Annotated in this window: 12 protein-coding genes, 3 pseudogenes and 1 riboswitch; of the genes and pseudogenes, 6 read left to right on the forward strand and 9 right to left on the reverse strand. The window is 57.7% G+C overall.

What is annotated here, in order from left to right; genetic code table 11:
• Positions 1-7: 7 nt before the first annotated feature.
• A complete protein-coding gene (locus RX331_RS27200) occupies positions 8-247 on the reverse strand; it encodes a hypothetical protein (RefSeq protein WP_317252711.1) in 240 nt (79 codons plus the stop codon).
• A 1303-nt stretch (positions 248-1550) separates the two neighbouring features.
• Positions 1551-1896 (reverse strand): annotated as a pseudogene (locus RX331_RS27205) (phage integrase N-terminal SAM-like domain-containing protein); the annotation flags it as partial.
• A 301-nt stretch (positions 1897-2197) separates the two neighbouring features.
• Here RX331_RS27205 and RX331_RS27210 point away from each other — a divergent pair.
• Complete coding sequence (locus RX331_RS27210; RefSeq protein ID WP_317252712.1) at positions 2198-3223, forward strand: IS110 family transposase; 1026 nt, start codon at positions 2198-2200, stop codon at positions 3221-3223.
• Between the two features lie 400 nt (positions 3224-3623).
• On the opposite strand, the pseudogene RX331_RS27215 reads toward RX331_RS27210, so the two are convergent.
• Positions 3624-4883 (reverse strand): annotated as a pseudogene (locus RX331_RS27215) (LPS-assembly protein LptD); the annotation flags it as partial.
• Between the two features lie 199 nt (positions 4884-5082).
• Positions 5083-5307, reverse strand: coding sequence for a hypothetical protein (locus RX331_RS27220; protein ID WP_317252713.1), 225 nt, complete (start codon positions 5305-5307; stop codon positions 5083-5085).
• Between the two features lie 1093 nt (positions 5308-6400).
• On the opposite strand from RX331_RS27220, the gene nolL reads away from it, so the two are divergent.
• The gene (nolL, locus tag RX331_RS27225; protein ID WP_317252714.1) at positions 6401-7489 is read left to right on the forward strand and encodes a nodulation factor fucose acetyltransferase NolL; all 1089 of its coding nucleotides are present in this window, start codon (positions 6401-6403) and stop codon (positions 7487-7489) included.
• Positions 7490-8216: 727 nt separating this feature from the next.
• Here nolL and RX331_RS27230 read toward each other — a convergent pair.
• Positions 8217-8453: pseudogene (locus RX331_RS27230) on the reverse strand (transposase domain-containing protein); the annotation flags it as partial.
• A 166-nt stretch (positions 8454-8619) separates the two neighbouring features.
• Positions 8620-8871: a hypothetical protein gene (locus RX331_RS27235; RefSeq protein ID WP_317252715.1), complete on the reverse strand. Its 252-nt coding sequence runs from the start codon at positions 8869-8871 to the stop codon at positions 8620-8622.
• Positions 8872-9189: 318 nt separating this feature from the next.
• Between RX331_RS27235 and RX331_RS27240 the strand changes: the two genes are divergently transcribed.
• The 3 genes from RX331_RS27240 to RX331_RS27250 all read left to right on the forward strand — a co-directional run bounded on the left by RX331_RS27240 (position 9190) and on the right by RX331_RS27250 (position 10516).
• Complete coding sequence (locus tag RX331_RS27240; RefSeq protein WP_317252716.1) at positions 9190-9342, forward strand: hypothetical protein; 153 nt, start codon at positions 9190-9192, stop codon at positions 9340-9342.
• A 514-nt stretch (positions 9343-9856) separates the two neighbouring features.
• On the forward strand, positions 9857-10207 hold the full coding sequence (locus RX331_RS27245; RefSeq protein WP_317252717.1) for a hypothetical protein: 351 nt from the start codon (positions 9857-9859) through the stop codon (positions 10205-10207).
• Positions 10208-10279: 72 nt separating this feature from the next.
• Positions 10280-10516, forward strand: a complete 237-nt coding sequence (locus RX331_RS27250; protein WP_317252718.1) for a DUF2188 domain-containing protein — start codon at positions 10280-10282, stop codon at positions 10514-10516.
• Positions 10517-10803: 287 nt separating this feature from the next.
• On the opposite strand, the gene RX331_RS27255 is transcribed toward RX331_RS27250, so the two are convergent.
• The 3 genes from RX331_RS27255 to RX331_RS27265 form a co-directional block, all read right to left on the reverse strand.
• Positions 10804-11103: a hypothetical protein gene (locus tag RX331_RS27255; protein WP_317252719.1), complete on the reverse strand. Its 300-nt coding sequence runs from the start codon at positions 11101-11103 to the stop codon at positions 10804-10806.
• 895 nt (positions 11104-11998) lie between these two features.
• Positions 11999-13402, reverse strand: a complete 1404-nt coding sequence (locus RX331_RS27260) for a dicarboxylate/amino acid:cation symporter (RefSeq protein ID WP_410708323.1) — start codon at positions 13400-13402, stop codon at positions 11999-12001.
• A gap of 632 nt (positions 13403-14034) precedes the next feature.
• A complete protein-coding gene (locus tag RX331_RS27265; RefSeq protein ID WP_317252720.1) occupies positions 14035-14250 on the reverse strand; it encodes a hypothetical protein in 216 nt (71 codons plus the stop codon).
• 780 nt (positions 14251-15030) lie between these two features.
• Between RX331_RS27265 and RX331_RS27270 the strand changes: the two genes are divergently transcribed.
• Positions 15031-15315 (forward strand): hypothetical protein, encoded by a 285-nt coding sequence (locus RX331_RS27270; protein ID WP_317252721.1) that lies wholly within the window; start codon positions 15031-15033, stop codon positions 15313-15315.
• Positions 15316-15408: 93 nt separating this feature from the next.
• A riboswitch (cobalamin riboswitch) is annotated at positions 15409-15596 on the reverse strand.
• Positions 15597-15606: the final 10 nt, after the last annotated feature.

The following is a 15606-nucleotide window of genomic DNA, read 5'->3' on the forward strand; positions in this document are numbered from 1 at the left end:
CTTCATCCTAAAACACGTTTTCCTCACGCGCCCACTCGGCGAGATGCGCGTCGAATGCCTGCCAGTTCGCGAAGGAATGTCCCGCGATCGCGTTCTTCTTCACATAGCCGACGCCATTCTCCGTCTTGCCCTTCGTGCGTGCCCGATACGGCGCGCAGGCGCGAGGACGGAGGCCCCAATGCTTCGCGAACGCGATCAGCTTGTCGTTAAACTGCACCGACCGGCTCACCGCGTCGCGACGCACCACGAGTGCGTGGATTGTCCATCAGCACTTCCTCCGGACGCCGCCGAAGGTCGTGAATGCGCTCTCGAGCCCAGCGAACCACGCTCTTGCTTTTCGGCCGGAAAACACACGCACATGCAGCCGTCGCGAATGCCCGAGCGTCGCCACTAACGGGAATGCTTTGACCATCACCCCGCCAATCTCGACCAGACGCTCCCCGGCGTCGATCTGCAGCTGCCGCCCCCGGGGGGCGTCTCGAACCGCGTCGTCGCCAGCGCCTCGCTGCACGTTTCGGGCGCGTGAGCGCCGAAGGGGCGCTCGCCCGCTCGGCCTTCAGCGCTCGGCGATAGGGCTGCACGGCGCGTTGCAGCGTTCGCCGGCTGATTGCCACTCCTTGCTCGGCCAGCAGGACCTGGGCGCACCACATCCGTATTGCCGCGATGCCGAATGAACTTCTCGCGCAGCCAGCCTTCAAGGCCGTCGAGCCGCTTCGCCCGCTCAGGCGACTTGAACGGCTTCACCCCGCCCGCCGCCACGTAGTCCTTTACCGTGTGATGACTGCAGCCGAGCTGGCGCGCCATCCGCTTCAGACCCCACCCGCACGCCCTCAGGCGCAACATGTCCGCCCCGTCATCCGGCGTCTTCATCACCTGCCCCCGTGGATCGCTCCACGACGAGCTTTCCGTGATTCGTCCTGGTTCATTCGCTCTCTCCTCGGCTATCCAAGGAGGGGACAATTCCTCATGGCGCCGCGAGAGCAGTTTTCCTTGGCGCGCGACACACTGACTTGAACGTCTAGTGCGATTCGATCCATGAATCTGTTAGCTGGCAAAACAGCAGGACAAAGCCCGACGCACGTTCTGGGGGATCAGAAATGCGTCGGGCTACAACCAGGGCTGGTTGGGGCATCGGGGTGTCCATGCCCAAGATAGTCCTGCAAATGATGTGCCGCTTGAAAGCTGTTGAACTCTGCTTTCAGCTGGTCGGTCGCAGAGCGATGTTGCCGCATACTTCGCGCATTACTACATTAACAAGTGATTGTCGGCCACTAGCCAGACCTGTCGGGCATCGAACAAACGTGTCATCGAACAGACAGCCGAATCCGTCTATTTTCAACCTTTCGCATCTCGTGCGGTTCGATGTTAGAGACCATCACGCAATCGTGCGGTCGCACTTGTCAAAATCGAGATCGCCAGGTCGATTTCCGCGTCAAGTCGGCGCGCCCGCTGCGAAGATGGTGGACTATTCGGAGAAACTCTGACACGTGCTCGATGGTTGGCCACACGTCACCCCGAGGCCGCCGCCAATGTTAACTCGCCCGCAGCCTGACTGCTTCTAGGAAGCGCACGACGTCGTCGGCACTCAGCACCGGCAGTTTGCGCGGTTTACGCGCATAGGCGATGCGCTCCGGAACGGTGTCAGGACCAAGCGTCACACCGTAGAAGAACCGCAGGGCACAGACGATCTGGTTCAGCGCCGGCCAGGGCATCCCCGTCGCACCAGATGAACCTGGAAGGCACGGATATCCTCCACCTCGAAGCGGTCAGGGGAACGACCGAAATATTGTCTCAACTTCACTACGGCGTTGAGGTAGGATTGCTGCGTCGACTGTGACAGATTGCGGGCCGTCATGCCTTGATCATACGGCGGCGAAGTGGGCTGATCTCAGCCATCGGAAAACCTCCTGTCTAAATCTTCGAAAACCCGCAATCCTCTCAGATAGGAGGCAATCCCGGCTATGGCCTCCTTACATGCCGCGCCAGCGGCTTCGTTCAATCCTGAAAATGAAACTGCTAGCTTTCGGGCCTTCAGACCCAGAAGGCTGCAATCTCAAACCTCGCTCTGCTCAAAAAATCGACTCCCACTCAATGACTTGGGAAGTTCTTCACATGGCGTAATCGCGGCTGACGGCTTCTCGAAGACACGATGTTGGATAGGATCTGCCTCCGCGGAATAGCGAAAGGGAGCAGCTCTATGAAGCAGTACGTTGGTTTGGACATCTCTATGGAAGAGACCAGCAGTTGCGTCTTGGACGAGAACGGCGGCGTGACATTCGAAGGTAACGCCCCTACCGATCCGGAGGCCATCGCTAAGCTCTTGCGGCGGCATGCCGGCAATGCTGAGCGGATCGTTTTTGAAACGGGCTCGCTATCCAATTGGCTTTGGCACCAGCTCAGGGCGCTAGGCTTTCCCGTCATCTGCCTTGATGCGCGTCATGCCAACGCAGCGTTATCGATGCGCATCAACAAATCGGACCAGAACGATGCCAAGGGATTGGCCGAAATGGCGCGCATGGGATGGTACCGGGAAGCTGCCGTGAAGGGGGCGGAGAGCTGGAAAACCCGTTCGATGTTGGCGGCTCGAACCAAGTTGGTGAATTTGCGGCGAGATCTCGACAACCAGATGCGCGGTCTGTGTAAGGGGCTCGGAATAGTGCTCGGCAAGGCCGGTTCGACCAACCTGGCTCGCAAAGTCGACGCCGTGCTCGCTGAAGCACCGGATTTGCAAGATATTTTCGCGCCGCTGCTCCTTGCCCAGTCCTGTTTGACCGAGCAAATCGAAAAATATGATCGACAACTCCTGGCAGTGGCAAAGGGCGACCAGACTGTTCGGCGAATGATGACCGTTCCTGGTATCGGTCCCCTGACTGCCCTCTCCTTCGTCGTTACCATCGATGATCCCACTCGCTTTAGACATTCCGCCGACGTTGGCGCCTATCTCGGCCTAACACCAAGACGTCATCAATCCGGTGAGATCGATCGCACGGGCCGCATCTCCAAACGCGGCGACCATCAGGTTCGAACTTATTTGTTCGAAGCCGCGAACGTCCTGCTGACCGTTGTCAGACGAGGTTCTGCGCTCAAGCGCTGGGGCAGCAAGCTGGCCAAACGCATCGGCGCCAAAAAGGCGAAGGTTGCCGTCGCACGCAAAATGGCTGTCATGCTCCATGCCATCTGGACCGATGGCACCGAGTTCCAGGCAGAGATGCGCACCGCATGAACCAGTCTTAAACAACTCCAGATCCGCCCTCGGCGGAACATGCGTCCCTGCCGGGACGAAGGCGTTGGCAATCTCGAAGTCGTCCCCGCGGGCGTTACGCGCACCGCGCTCTTCACATCGAGATGCCGCGCCTCTTGAACGCCACCATGCGGCGCTCCTGCATAGAGACGACCGCGGAAAGAACCATGAACCCGGCAGCGGATCATTTTTGTCTATCGGGGTTGACACCGTGCCCGCGATTAAAGAACGGCCGACTAGCTCGCCTCCGGTCTGCCGAAAAAAGGTGCTGAGATCCAAAATATAAAACCATTCATGCTCAGGAACTAGGAGTCCGCAGACTTTCTCGCGGGATCACATTCCATTCCGAACAGCGACGCATCTGCAGAGAGAGAGAGAAAGTCTATTTCAACGGAATAGCGCTCGAATAGCTGCCAATCGTCCGCAGGCCGATCTGCAGCATGAAGGCGTGATTGAGCACCGGCGGCGTCGTCCCGGCCGAATATGTGTAGGACGTGACGTAGTTGGCTGCCAGCACGAAGCAATCGTCTACATACCCAGCGCCGATGATGTACTGGTTCAGCTTGTTGGCTTCAAGATCCCAGCGCGCTTCGCCCGACACCACCCAGTTCGACGCCAGCTTGATCGATGCGGTGCCGAGCAGGCCTTCGCGCCGGGTCAAATAGCCGAGTTCCGGCTGGGCGGCGTAATTGCCGTACATCATGCTGACCGACCAGCGGTCGAACGAAGCGCGTCCCTCGGCTTCGAAGCGATTGACGTTCAACGTCGCCTCATCGACGCGCGAGCGCACGCTGAACGTATAGGTGCGGTTCGGCGAGTAATTGACGCGCGCGACATAGTCGGAGCGGGTGTTCTGCAGGCCGGAATTCAGCGCGGTATTGGTCGCGTCCGCCACCGCGAACGAGTTCAGGCCGAACAGCTGGTAGGACTGGCCGAACAGCACGTTGACGCTGCCGCCGCGATCGAACTGGGTGGTCGCCTGCACGCCGACATTGGCGCGGCCGCCGCCTTCGACACGGTCGTAGCCGGAGAACTTGTCGACTGCGAATAGGTTGCTGGCGTCGAACACCATGCTCTGCGCGTCTTCGTTCGGCAGGCGGCCGGCGAAGGTCTCGTTGGGGCGCAGGATGATCTGCGCGATCGGCTCGATTGTCGTGGTGCCCCACGGCTGAACGTTGATGAAGGGGTAGCGATATCCGAGCCCGACCGTCGGCATCAGGCGGAGCGCCTGGGTGTCGCCGACGGGCAGGAAGTTCGAAACGCCGGGCTGGTCCGAGATCGAGGCGTCGATCGCATCGGCGCGCAGAATCGCAAACGACGTCCAGATTTGGCCGATCGGATCGGTGTACGAGCGCCGCCACTGCGCTTCGGCGGTGAGCCGCGTATAGGTGCCGGGCATGCCGCGCAGCAGGCACTGCGAGGGGATGCGGGCCAGCGGATCGGCCGACGCGGTCAGGCAGAGGCCGTTGGTATTGGCCAGCGTCGTGATCGGGTCGAAGGCCGCCGTCGTGCGCGACAGGCTGGTGAAGTTCGTCTTGTAGCTGACCTCGCCGCCGAGGATCCGGTGATTGAAGACATTGTTGTAGTCGATGACCGGATGGATCACCGGCACCTTGTCCTGGTTGCCGGAGAACGACAGGTAGCCGATGCTAAAGTTTGATCCTGATAAACTCCCGAATTGCCGGAGCGCTACCGCTGATCAACTATCGCAGCGCGAGCCACGGGCGGCGCAGGCGGCTGTTGTTCGCTGAAAATGAGCGTTCCCTTAAGGAGCACTCCTGGAACCTGCTCCGCCGCGCCAACGCAAGTGGCAATCTTCCCGGCGCATGTTCCCACAAGCTTTAGCTCTCTAGTTCTTGATCGTTGCCGAAGACCGTTGGCTGCCCGTCAGTATGCCGTTTTGTTGTGACACTCGCGGTAAAATGAGCTCCATCGACTTCGCAAGAGCCGCTGTAGGTCATGACGCTATCACGGCCCCAGATTTTGCCGTCTGCGACGTGGGCGATGCCGGTGTCTTGGCCGAACGGCATCGTAAACCACGCCGCATAAGTGCCGTCTTTAAGCAAGGGGAAGCCCCCTCCCACGGTGTTCACAAGAACAGATGATCGGCATGGTTAGCGCTAAGATTTCGTTAATTCCGCGTCCGTGCGAAGCCGACTAGGCTGATCGAAGTTCAAATCCAAACCCCGCAGGATAAAATATTATTTCGATCAGGAAAACGACGCTTCCAATGACGAGCGCAGAGAAACACGTCACCGGATGATGCGGTGCGAAAGCCCGACTGCCAGTTTGAGACAGCCGGGCGAACGCAAACATAAATTTTGATGAATGACCGGTATTATACGGCTAATAACCAGGAGCACTATCCGGGCGAATACGGCATCGCGAAAGGCGGCGTTTGGATTGTTGTTAGGCGGCGCCAAGGCTCCGCCATCTCGCAGCAGCGGCTTCCGTCGTACCACCAGCCGCAAGACGCGATTTGGCGCATCCTGCAGTTCGTTGCACCCTCCCCCGGTCGGCACACGCTGCAACGCGCCTGCTCGTTTCGGAAACCCGATACAAGCGAGGGTAGAACTTACACGGGTAAACCTTCGTATAGCTGGTCCCCTCTTTTCTATACCCTCCGTACAATAGAACATGTCATCGACCTCCGTCAGCTAAGCCGTAGAGTGTGGATGGCAAATGCCTCCGCAATCGCCGAATGATCGATTGCACGTCAGCGAAGTGCTTTTCATAATAGGTGGGCAGCTGTATACCGGGGTTCGGCAGCTCGGCTTACCTCTCTTGACACAATCAGCGCCTTTACCTTACTCCAGTCTACCGGCACATCATGAAACTCGGCCCTAAACAAATCGTCAGAGGTGTGTTTGCTTCCCGGTCTCCCCAGGTCGGGAACGACGCTCGCACGTTTCCTTCAGCAACACCCCGATATTGCAAGCCGGTCTGAACCGCTGGCTGTCGTGGCACTTGCAGCGTTTGGGAGAGTAGACCCGCGACATCCGGCAGGAATGCCGTTGATGCTGGCCGGGACCTCTGAATTAACGACTATGGTGAGCCGCCTTTTTGCTGATCCAGCGTACGGCCAGTACCTAGTAGCAGCGGGTATTCGCCAGTCAAACGGCTGTTCAGCTCATCGAGGATATCGAGAGGTTTGATACATTGCAAAATGTAACTGGATCGACTGTGCCCGGGGCACGCACGCCAGAGGCAAACGATCGAGATCTGGGTTTAGATTTCGCGAAAGGAGTGCTCATCATTTTGGTGATCGTCGGTCACCTGATCCAATATGTCGTCTACCGAGATGAAGGCTTCTGGGAGTCGCCATTTTTTAAATTGATCTACATGTTCCACATGCCACTCTTTATGGCAATAAGCGGATATCTTTCTTGGCGAGCGCTCTTGCGAAAGTCGTTCACTCGAGCCATTAGTGATCGTGCGATGCAGCTCTTGGTGCCCGCGCTGTTTTGGTACGCTATGCTGGCGACAGCCAAGTTGGCCATATTTAGCCCGTCTGTAAGCGCGCCAGGCAGCGTTTTGGAGTTTCTAAACGATTCCGCCGGCACATACTGGTTCATCTGGGCTGCCTTTGTTTCTTTCCTTCTCGTCAAAATTCTTTCGAATTTCAATCATTGGTCGCCCTGGATCTTACTCGTATCAGTCATACTAGTCGAACTTGCACCTCTGACGTTTTCCATATCGCCCCTCATAAAGTATACTTACCCGTTTTTCTGCCTGGGATTCTGGTTTGCTCAATCGAGAGAACGGTGGACGAGCATAACGCGATCTCACAAGCCGCTCTTAATCGGGTTTTTCTCCATAGCGGCTTTGGTGTGCTTTCTAGGCTGGCGCAAAGACACTTACATCTACAACAATCTCGCCCTAATGCACGATATGGACTCGGCAAAAAACGTACTTCTGATGCTTCTTGGCTCCGCAGCGGCCTCAGCAATCGTGATCGAGCTCATCTTTCAATGCTGGAAAGTTGGCCGCTCAAATCGAGTGACCCGCTTTATCACCGTGGAACTGGGTCAGAGCACGCTGCTGCTATACTTGATCCAAGGTACCGTCTTTCGTTTCATGGATTGGATGCCGTACGGAGAACTTTGGGATCTGACGACCAGGTTGACAGTCGCTGGAATCTTTGGCGGAGCGATTGTTGCCGTCGCACTAATGGTACGCTGGATCGTGCGCGACATTCCCTATCTATCTCAGCTCGTTCTGGGAGCGCCACCACGCAGCGGCTTTTAAGGTCAGCCGGCGGACAGTTAGCTGCAGCCGAGATCTGAATTCGTGACTGGTCCGGATACTCATAGATCATTGGAGAGCCCGGCTTCTGGTTCGTCTCCTCGAGCATCGGTTGTAGTGACGTAGTCCTTATTGACTGTGTCGTCATGCCGCTCGAGCGGAGATCGCTGATGCTGACAATTCGTATCCGTCCGGTGAGGCTTTCAATTACCCACATTTCCAGCCGCTGCGATTTCGGCGCCGAGTTCGATATCTGTGAGTCTCGAGAGGCCGCGCCAGATGACAACATTTCCAGGCGGCGGATCGCCCGCCCTGGCCAGATAGCCACCCAATCGTGCTAGTTTGGTAAGTTAAAATGCAAGGGTTCCAGGGCGACATCGTCGGTGGCTGGCGAGCCGATCGAGCAATGCGATCTCGGTGTCCGTCAATGCGAGCTTCGGTGACGCGTCCGGGGCGATGCGATTGAGCATGGTGAGCCAGAGTACGCGCCAGCTGAGAATGCAGAAGACCGCCATTAGATTGGCAAGTCGCTCCGCGATAGCGTTGAATGAAGCGATACTTGGTGCCGTGCCACTTTCCTAGGATGTCGACGGGGTAGTTGAACTGCGTCGGCCGGATAGTGAGCATGAAGCGCGGCTTCAGGAAGCCGTCAATGAGCTGTTGGCAGGCGGGCGTCACCGCCGATTTATCTGCCGCGGATAGACCGCTCGCTCGCATGTGTCCTCTTGGCTCACGCCGCTTCGACATCGCTCGGCACAGGCTCTCGCCAGTTCCACGGCAGTAGTTCAGCCAGCCTCTGGATAGCATGATCGTTGATGCGTGCGAGCACGTCCGCGAGCCAAGCCTATGGATCGATGTCGTTGAGCTTGGCGCTGGCGATGAGGGTGTAGATCGCAGCAGCCCGCCGGCCGCCCTCATCGGAGCCGGCGAAGGTCCAGTTTCTCCTTCCCACAGCGACGGCCCGTAGCTCGCTGTTTGGCCTCTCGCCGCGCCGCCCGTTTTCCGCCCAGCATGAGTTTTGTCATACGCAGCGCAATGACGCCGCTCGCCTCGATCGCCAACCTTGTCATGGAATCAATGGCGCGAGTATTGCCCCGTGCTGCCAATGGGGAAACAGTTGCCGATTTGCTTTTTTAGGCCGGAGCGGGTTCGATCTCGATCTGCTCAGCCCGCTTTGCTTCCGCATCGTAAACCTTGATCTGAAGGTTGGGAAAGCGCGTCTTCAAGTCTTTGGCTGCTTCGATAGCAGAATCCTGGGTTTTGAACTCTCGTTTCGCATGGCCATCGACAATGAGGGCGTAACCAGTTGTCGGAAGTTCGGTCGGCGCCCTGATCGTTGTCGCTGGCGCCGCCACAGTCGATCGTTGCGTGCGCTGTTGTCGCATGGGAAAGCTCCGCATTGGGGGATTCCGCTGACAACGTCGTTGCAGCGCGACTGTTCCTATGTAACCGCGGTCATGCCCGGTGCCGGCGAAAGTTGCGGCCCGTCTGAACGGGTCTAGCGTGACTGCAGGTCGCGCAAATGGCTACCAGCCCCGCCTTGTATACTGCGCGATCAGGGCCCCTGCGTGCCCTCGTGGCGGCCTCACCCCTTATTTTAGAAAGGCTATTTTCCCTAGCCCTGGTCTACCTCGTTTGAGGATCCAATTTCGCTTCCGAATGGCCGCCGGCTCCTCACCTTGAGGGATGCCGCCAGCTGTATCATGGAGCTGCCGAAGGCCGAACACTCCGCGCCGGAATGGCAGGCTGCCACGGAGGCGCTCATCCTTGTTGCAGAGAGCGGCGGCCCGACGATGTTGGCCCGGATCGGCGTCATCCCGATCGCAAAAGTCATCATTGGGGCATGCGCAAGCTGAAGAGAGACCGAGGACCGTTTTTGTCTACGTCAACACCAGCAAGCAGGTTGAGCACATCAAGGTCTTCGCCAATCAAGACGCCGCGGAAAAGTGGTTCGAGGGAAACGATCCCGAAGGCGTGGCTTTTGGTTATGAAGTACTCGAGTGAAAGAGGCCGCCGGCTACCGGCCGCGCGTCCCGATGCGATGCCGCAAGCCTACGCTATATCGCGAATCAGTGAAGCCGCGACTCATGGAGTCAATCAGCGTTCACGCACAATCCACGGTAAAAATTCGGCTCACAGTTGCTTGAAAGTTGGAACGATCGTTCCCAATTTCCACTGATGACGCCGTCCGCAATCCGAAACTTGCGCGTCGGCGGACATAGCGCGGCCCGAGAGGTGGTGGAAACACCGCTCGGCCTCTGTCCCAACCTGGCGGCAGGGAAGGTGTGATCACATGGCGAGTAGTTATTGTAAACGATAATTGTCAAGTGCCCTTCTCGTCTTCTGTCGTCTCAACAAGAGATGACGACAATGGCTATCAACTTCGAGACTACTGACCCGAGCCGGCTTCTGGAGGCCTTCAAGAAGGCTATCCGCGACGGCAATGTCGTGACTTGGGCCGTCGACAAGGACGGCGATTTCTATCATACGCCCGATCAGTGGACCCGGCGCGGCTGGCTGAGGCCGACGGCGTACACTGGCCGGCTTACGCTTAACTTCATCCCCAGCACGGCTTTCAAGACGAGATGGGCAGACCTTGGTGTGATCCAAGGCCGTTTCATTGAGTCGATGATCATGCATTGTAACCAGTTATTCGACACGGCTTCCGCGACGGCGCGACCGACCAATTCTGACCAGATCAACACCACTGCCACTGCATAGCATCCTCGATCGAGCTGCGGCGAAAATCCGCGGCTCCATCATCAAACACTGTTAAATTTGAAGGAAAGCTAGATGACGAAACGACAAGTTTTCCATTCTGTCCCGAAAGGTGATGGCTGGGTCGTCAAAAAGGGCGGCGAAGTTGTATCCAATCACCGCACGCAAAAGGCCTCCGAGGCCGCGGCCGTGAAAGCCGGTCATCGCGCGCAAGATAGCGGCGGTCTTGGCCAAGCCGTTCTGCACAAGAGCGATGGTACGATCCGCGAAGAGCGAACTTACGGCAACGATCCCCGCACCATCAAGGGCTGATCCTCTGCGCCGGCAATTCTCATTTTGCCGGCGCAATTTCCCTTTCGGAGAAAACTGTCATGTTCGAACGACGCTCTACTGACGATTTGGCATGTATCGCCCTTGCGGGCGGCGGGTTCGCTTTGGATTGCACCGGCCGGCCTATCGATGATTTGGCGCGCATTGCCCTGGCAGCCTCAGGCAAAGGCACGTTAAGCGTGTCATGCTTTCAGCGCGATTCGCGAATTGAGGCATAGAAATGACGAAGAGTGCGCGGCCCCGTTTGGAGTGGTAGAGTTTGCGAGCTGTCAGCGTTGGATCGTGATGGAGTGTTTCGACGGCCAGAGAGTCTTTCGTTGTTCGAAAAGACGATTGGCTTCGATCTGCGCGACGGCATCCCGTATGAGAGGCGCAGCGAATTGCGAAATTTCTATCAGAAAATTTGGTGAGAATAAGCGAGACTTGAGTCGGATGTCGACGGATTTCAAGAATAGGGGGCTTTTCATCGTAGGGTCCAGCGTGGCCGGCACCAGGGCTTTCATCGAATACAAGCGCACCCGCCAGGTCGGTGGCAACGCTCGCATGATCTTTCGGCGCTGCTTAGCCATACGAGGGATCTGGGATTAAAACTGCCAGAGCATGTTCCCGAGTTCATTGAGAACCTCAGCCTCTTTCATAGAGATTTTTGGTTTCGCTACCCCGAAAAGCTGGCACAGCTAACGTCACTACGGCTCCGACGGCGCGTTACATTGCAGAACTACTCATGCGTACCGTTTTTGATGCGACGGAAGCGACGAGCAAACTCGGGTGATTAAGAGCTTCGCAGGAAAATTTGGCTCAAAGCGGTCGCAAAAATGCCGCACCTGTTCAGGCACAATATCCCAGGGCTTCCCATGAGGCGTGATGCACCACGACGGAATGTAGCCCGGCAGGTGGTCCCATCGCGGGATACGAAAGGGGTTCGTGCCTCGCCTGTCTTAATCTTCCGCTGTCATGCTGAAAGACCGCCACACCAAAGGCGGCCTTTTTGTTTGCGCTGAGTCGCCGCACGTCATTGTCTCAAGAGAGACAAGCCCCGCTCATTGTTGGGGGTGGGTAGCTCTTGGTTGGGGGTGGGTAGCTCTTGCGCTCGCCCCTTGGATGCGGAACACTTCCGTCGCGACCGCTGCTTACAAAGGGGCTATCGGTCGCGACTTTTCATGCCCCTACAGGAATTCAGGATTTCAAGCGCTCGCAATTGCGTACCAGGCAACGCGAGCTCCAACGGACGCTTCTTCCATGGGAATCCTGTCCAGCACTAGATCCGCGATGATCTTTCGCTGTGCATTCTCCCAGCCGGATAACATCCTCTCCGCGAGTGCACTACGAGGGGTGGGCGGCATCAGCCTTACGCAGTAGAGTTTTCGCCAACGACGGAGGGTGATGACCTTTACCCGAGTGCTTTGCTCACCTCCGGTTGGGAACTACCCCTTGAGTAAAATCAGAAACGACTTGGGGTGAACGTCAGAGGAGCGGTTGAGCTTTCCCCTGACTTTTATCGATTCTCGTGAGTTTACCCTGATCATTTGATTGCAGGGTAAACCGGCTCAGTCCGTCGTCAGCCCGGTTCTCGAGATCGGCCGGATCGATCTGCTTGCTGAGACTATCCGTGAGCTTCTCGCGATCGAGTTCACCTTCCCACCAGGCGACGATCACGCAGGCAACGCCATTGCCGCAGAGATTGGTGAGCGCCCGGCATTCGCTCATGAACTTGTCGATGCCGAGCACGATCGCCATGCCCGGCACTAGCCGCGGATCGACCACGGCGAGCGTTGCAGCAAGTGTGATGAAGCCGGCACCAGTTATGCCGGAGGCGCCCTTCGACGTCAGCATGGCCACGACCAGAATGGTCAGCTGCTGGCCGAAGGAAAGATTGATGCCGAGCGCCTGCGCAATGAACAGCGTCGCCAGAGTCATGTAGATGTTGGTGCCGTCGAGATTGAACGAGTATCCCGTCGGCACGACGAGCCCGACCACCGATTTCGAGCAGCCAAGACGCTCGAGCTTTTCCATCAACGATGGCAGCGCACTTTCCGACGAGGAGGTGCCGAGCACGATTAGCAGTTCGTCCTTGATATAGGCCAGGAACTTGAAGATCGAGAAGCCTGCTATCCGCGCGATAATGCCGAGCACAACGAACACGAACAGCGCCGCCGTGACATAGAACGTCGCGATCAGCCCGATCAGGTTGAGGATCGCACCGGAGCCGAACTTGCCGATGGTGTAGGCCATGGCGCCGAAAGCGCCGACCGGCGCCGCCCGCATCACGATCGAGATCACGCCGAACACGCCATGAGCGCCGTCATCGATGAAGGAGCGGATGGCTTGACCGCGTTCGCCAAGACCCATGAGCGCGAAGCCGAACAGGATCGAGAACAACAGCACCTGCAGGATCTCGCCCTGCGCAAACGCGCCGACCACGGTGTCTGGAATTATGTGCAGGATGAAGTCCACGGTCTTCTGCGCATCCGCCTGCTTCGCGTAGTTGGCCACAGCTTGTGCGTTCGCCGCGGCGCTACCAAATCCTGCGCCGGGCCGCAACAGATTGCCGACGATGACGCCGATCACCAGAGCGAAAGTGGAGACAATCTCGAAATAGACCAGCGCCTTGATGCCGATGCGTCCAACCTTTTTGGCGTCCTGGATATGGGCGATGCCCGAAACCACCGTGCAGAAGATGATCGGCGCGATCACCATCTTGATCAGCTTGATGAAGCCGTCGCCGAGCGCCTTGATCCAGTCATTGGTAGCCAGATTTGGCCAGAGCCAGCCAACGAGTGCGCCGAGCACGATCGCGATCAGCACTTGAACGTAGAGGATCCGATACCACTGTTTCGATGCGGTGGGTGCAGTCGGCGCCGTCGTCATCACAATCGTTGCCACGTTTACTCCCCTCTTCTTTTTCTTTCTTGCATTGCCGCTTAGGCCTTGCGCCGCGCATCGGTGATATGGATTTTCCAAAGATCGCGTTCTTGCGCCTTCATCAGCGATGGGGTCGCTTCAAACACCCTTCGGTTCCATATTGCCTTTCATGCGCACGGCAACCAAACCGCCACCCGAGCCGATTCGCCATCGACGCGTCGCGGAATAGGTTTGGTCATGTTGCATGCTACAACCTGACGCCACGTGAGGTTCAAGGCATTTCAGCCTCAAGCTGAACGAGATTCTATTGTGCCCATGCTCGGCTCTGCGCAGTTATTGCCAATCGCGCCACAATTGGAGCTTAGGTTAGGGTCGGCATGAAGATGCCGCGACCCAATTTCTTGACGCAAATTGGGCGCGACATTGATGGCCATCGTCGGCGGGTTATATGGCTTTATCTGGTGCCGCGATCTTCGCCGCGCAGGCGGTCATCGCCCGCGGTCTCGCTGGCGCGGCAGCCGAACATGGTGGGCGAGCCGGCGGGGTGTTAGTGGACTCGTCCGCCAACCCCCATCGTCATTGCGAGCCAACGGGTCGCAATGACAAGGTCAGCGCGACGCATTATAGGCGATAGCTCACTACGGCCGCATGAACATGAAATCCGTGGACGGATCGCAATTGTCGGCGACAAAGTGCAGCTCCGACTGAACGTCGGCGACGGGCCGGCTCTCGAGATATTTCGTGACCAGGAGACCGAGCAGCGCTCGGCAAACGCTGTCAGTCGCGTGGCCCGCGCCTGCCGCTTCCGCAATGGCGGCAGAGAAATGACGTGCTGCGATTTCGGTTGCTGACATCCCGTAGCTCCAAATCACCAGATCACCCATTATACCCAGAAATACCTGCAGCGCCATTGATCTTGGTCAACATAGATGGTGCCGTTGGTCCGTCGTGGTACTGACGGCTGTCTGCTGTTGGCCGTTGCGCTCTACACGCCAGGGCCAAAACCAAAGCAGATCCAGACTGTTGGTGCGCAGCCACAACATCATCACTAGACGTCGGATGCGCGCGAGAACCAGACGTCGGTCACAAAACTTTCGCAGAAGCAGAAGTCATCATCGATACACGGCACGGAGGCCGCACGGTGAGCGAAGCGCATTGGCAGCTCAGGATCTGCAGCAAGGCTTTATCAGCGCTGGTGATGGCGCCTGGATTCGATCCAGTCCTTGGCCGACAGCCTCGGCCTGCCTCGCGGATAGTTGGGGCTCGGCTGCTTGGCCAAACCGGTAAGGTCAGGATTGACTTACTGATGCGATCTTTGCCTGGCGAACTATATCCCAAGCGCCGAATGGCAAGCGGCGCCAGCAACTATGCCGTTATTTAGAACAATAATTGGCAGGCGCAGAGGCGGACGATCAGGGCGCTGTGGATCCGCCGAGAGCTCATGAGGATAGGGAAATCCAACGTGTGAAGGGTCCCATGGATCCAGAAGTGATGGTTTCCCTTCATGAACCTGCGCCTGAAAGAGCAGACGAAATTTTACACGGAGTACGACCTGAAGAATGGGACGCTCGGGGCTCTTGCATCGGGCAATATGCCGCTATTTATACGGCATGTTGCCGCTCGAGGGAGGCCCTGTGTCCATTGTCGAAATCGTAGCAACGACGCGCGGCGGACGCTCGGTCCTTGGAGAGGTCATACGCTCTCAGGCGGACCTCGCCCTGGCGGTGCGAAAGCAGCTTCCCCTGACCGCGCTGCATGGGTTGGCAAAGGCGGGACTTACCGAACAGGAAATCGAGTTGTTCGTCATTCCGCAACGCACGTCATCAATGGCGAGTGCCGAAGCGAGAAAGGTGGATGTGAGCAAGAAGTTGCGCGCAAATTGCCGGCGGAGGAGGAAGACAAGTTTCGAATCTCGGTAAGACGTCTGTGGCACGTCACAGCGAACCAAGTCTCACCTTCGGGCCAAAACCTCAGGTGAGGCCAATGTCTGTACTCCCGGACCGACATCTTCGCGTGTGACCACGGCTGACGGCAGGTCTCCTGGCTCGCGGGTCGTTACCTTGCGTCGCCTTCCCGGGACCGTGTCGCCCAGTGGCATCTGACGAAAGATTCTCCGCGTACAGTTGCGGCGTTGAGGAATCTCTCACACCGCATTCCCTTTTCATCCCCAGAACAGCGAACCGTCACGAACATCTAGAACTAAGCCCGGC

Source organism: Bradyrhizobium sp. BWA-3-5, assembly GCF_032917985.1.
Classification (GTDB): Bacteria; Pseudomonadota; Alphaproteobacteria; order Rhizobiales; family Xanthobacteraceae; genus Bradyrhizobium.

Coding starts and splice junctions, on each gene's coding strand:
- RX331_RS27240 (WP_317252716.1), top strand. CDS start 9,190: ATGGAGCTGCCGAAGGCCGAACACTCCGCGCCGGAATGGCAGGCTGCC.
- RX331_RS27250 (WP_317252718.1), top strand. CDS start 10,280: ATGACGAAACGACAAGTTTTCCATTCTGTCCCGAAAGGTGATGGCTGG.
- RX331_RS27265 (WP_317252720.1), bottom strand. CDS start 14,250: ATGTCAGCAACCGAAATCGCAGCACGTCATTTCTCTGCCGCCATTGCG.
- RX331_RS27245 (WP_317252717.1), top strand. CDS start 9,857: ATGGCTATCAACTTCGAGACTACTGACCCGAGCCGGCTTCTGGAGGCC.
- RX331_RS27210 (WP_317252712.1), top strand. CDS start 2,198: ATGAAGCAGTACGTTGGTTTGGACATCTCTATGGAAGAGACCAGCAGT.
- RX331_RS27260 (WP_410708323.1), bottom strand. CDS start 13,402: ATGACGACGGCGCCGACTGCACCCACCGCATCGAAACAGTGGTATCGG.
- RX331_RS27255 (WP_317252719.1), bottom strand. CDS start 11,103: ATGGCTAAGCAGCGCCGAAAGATCATGCGAGCGTTGCCACCGACCTGG.
- RX331_RS27235 (WP_317252715.1), bottom strand. CDS start 8,871: ATGCGACAACAGCGCACGCAACGATCGACTGTGGCGGCGCCAGCGACA.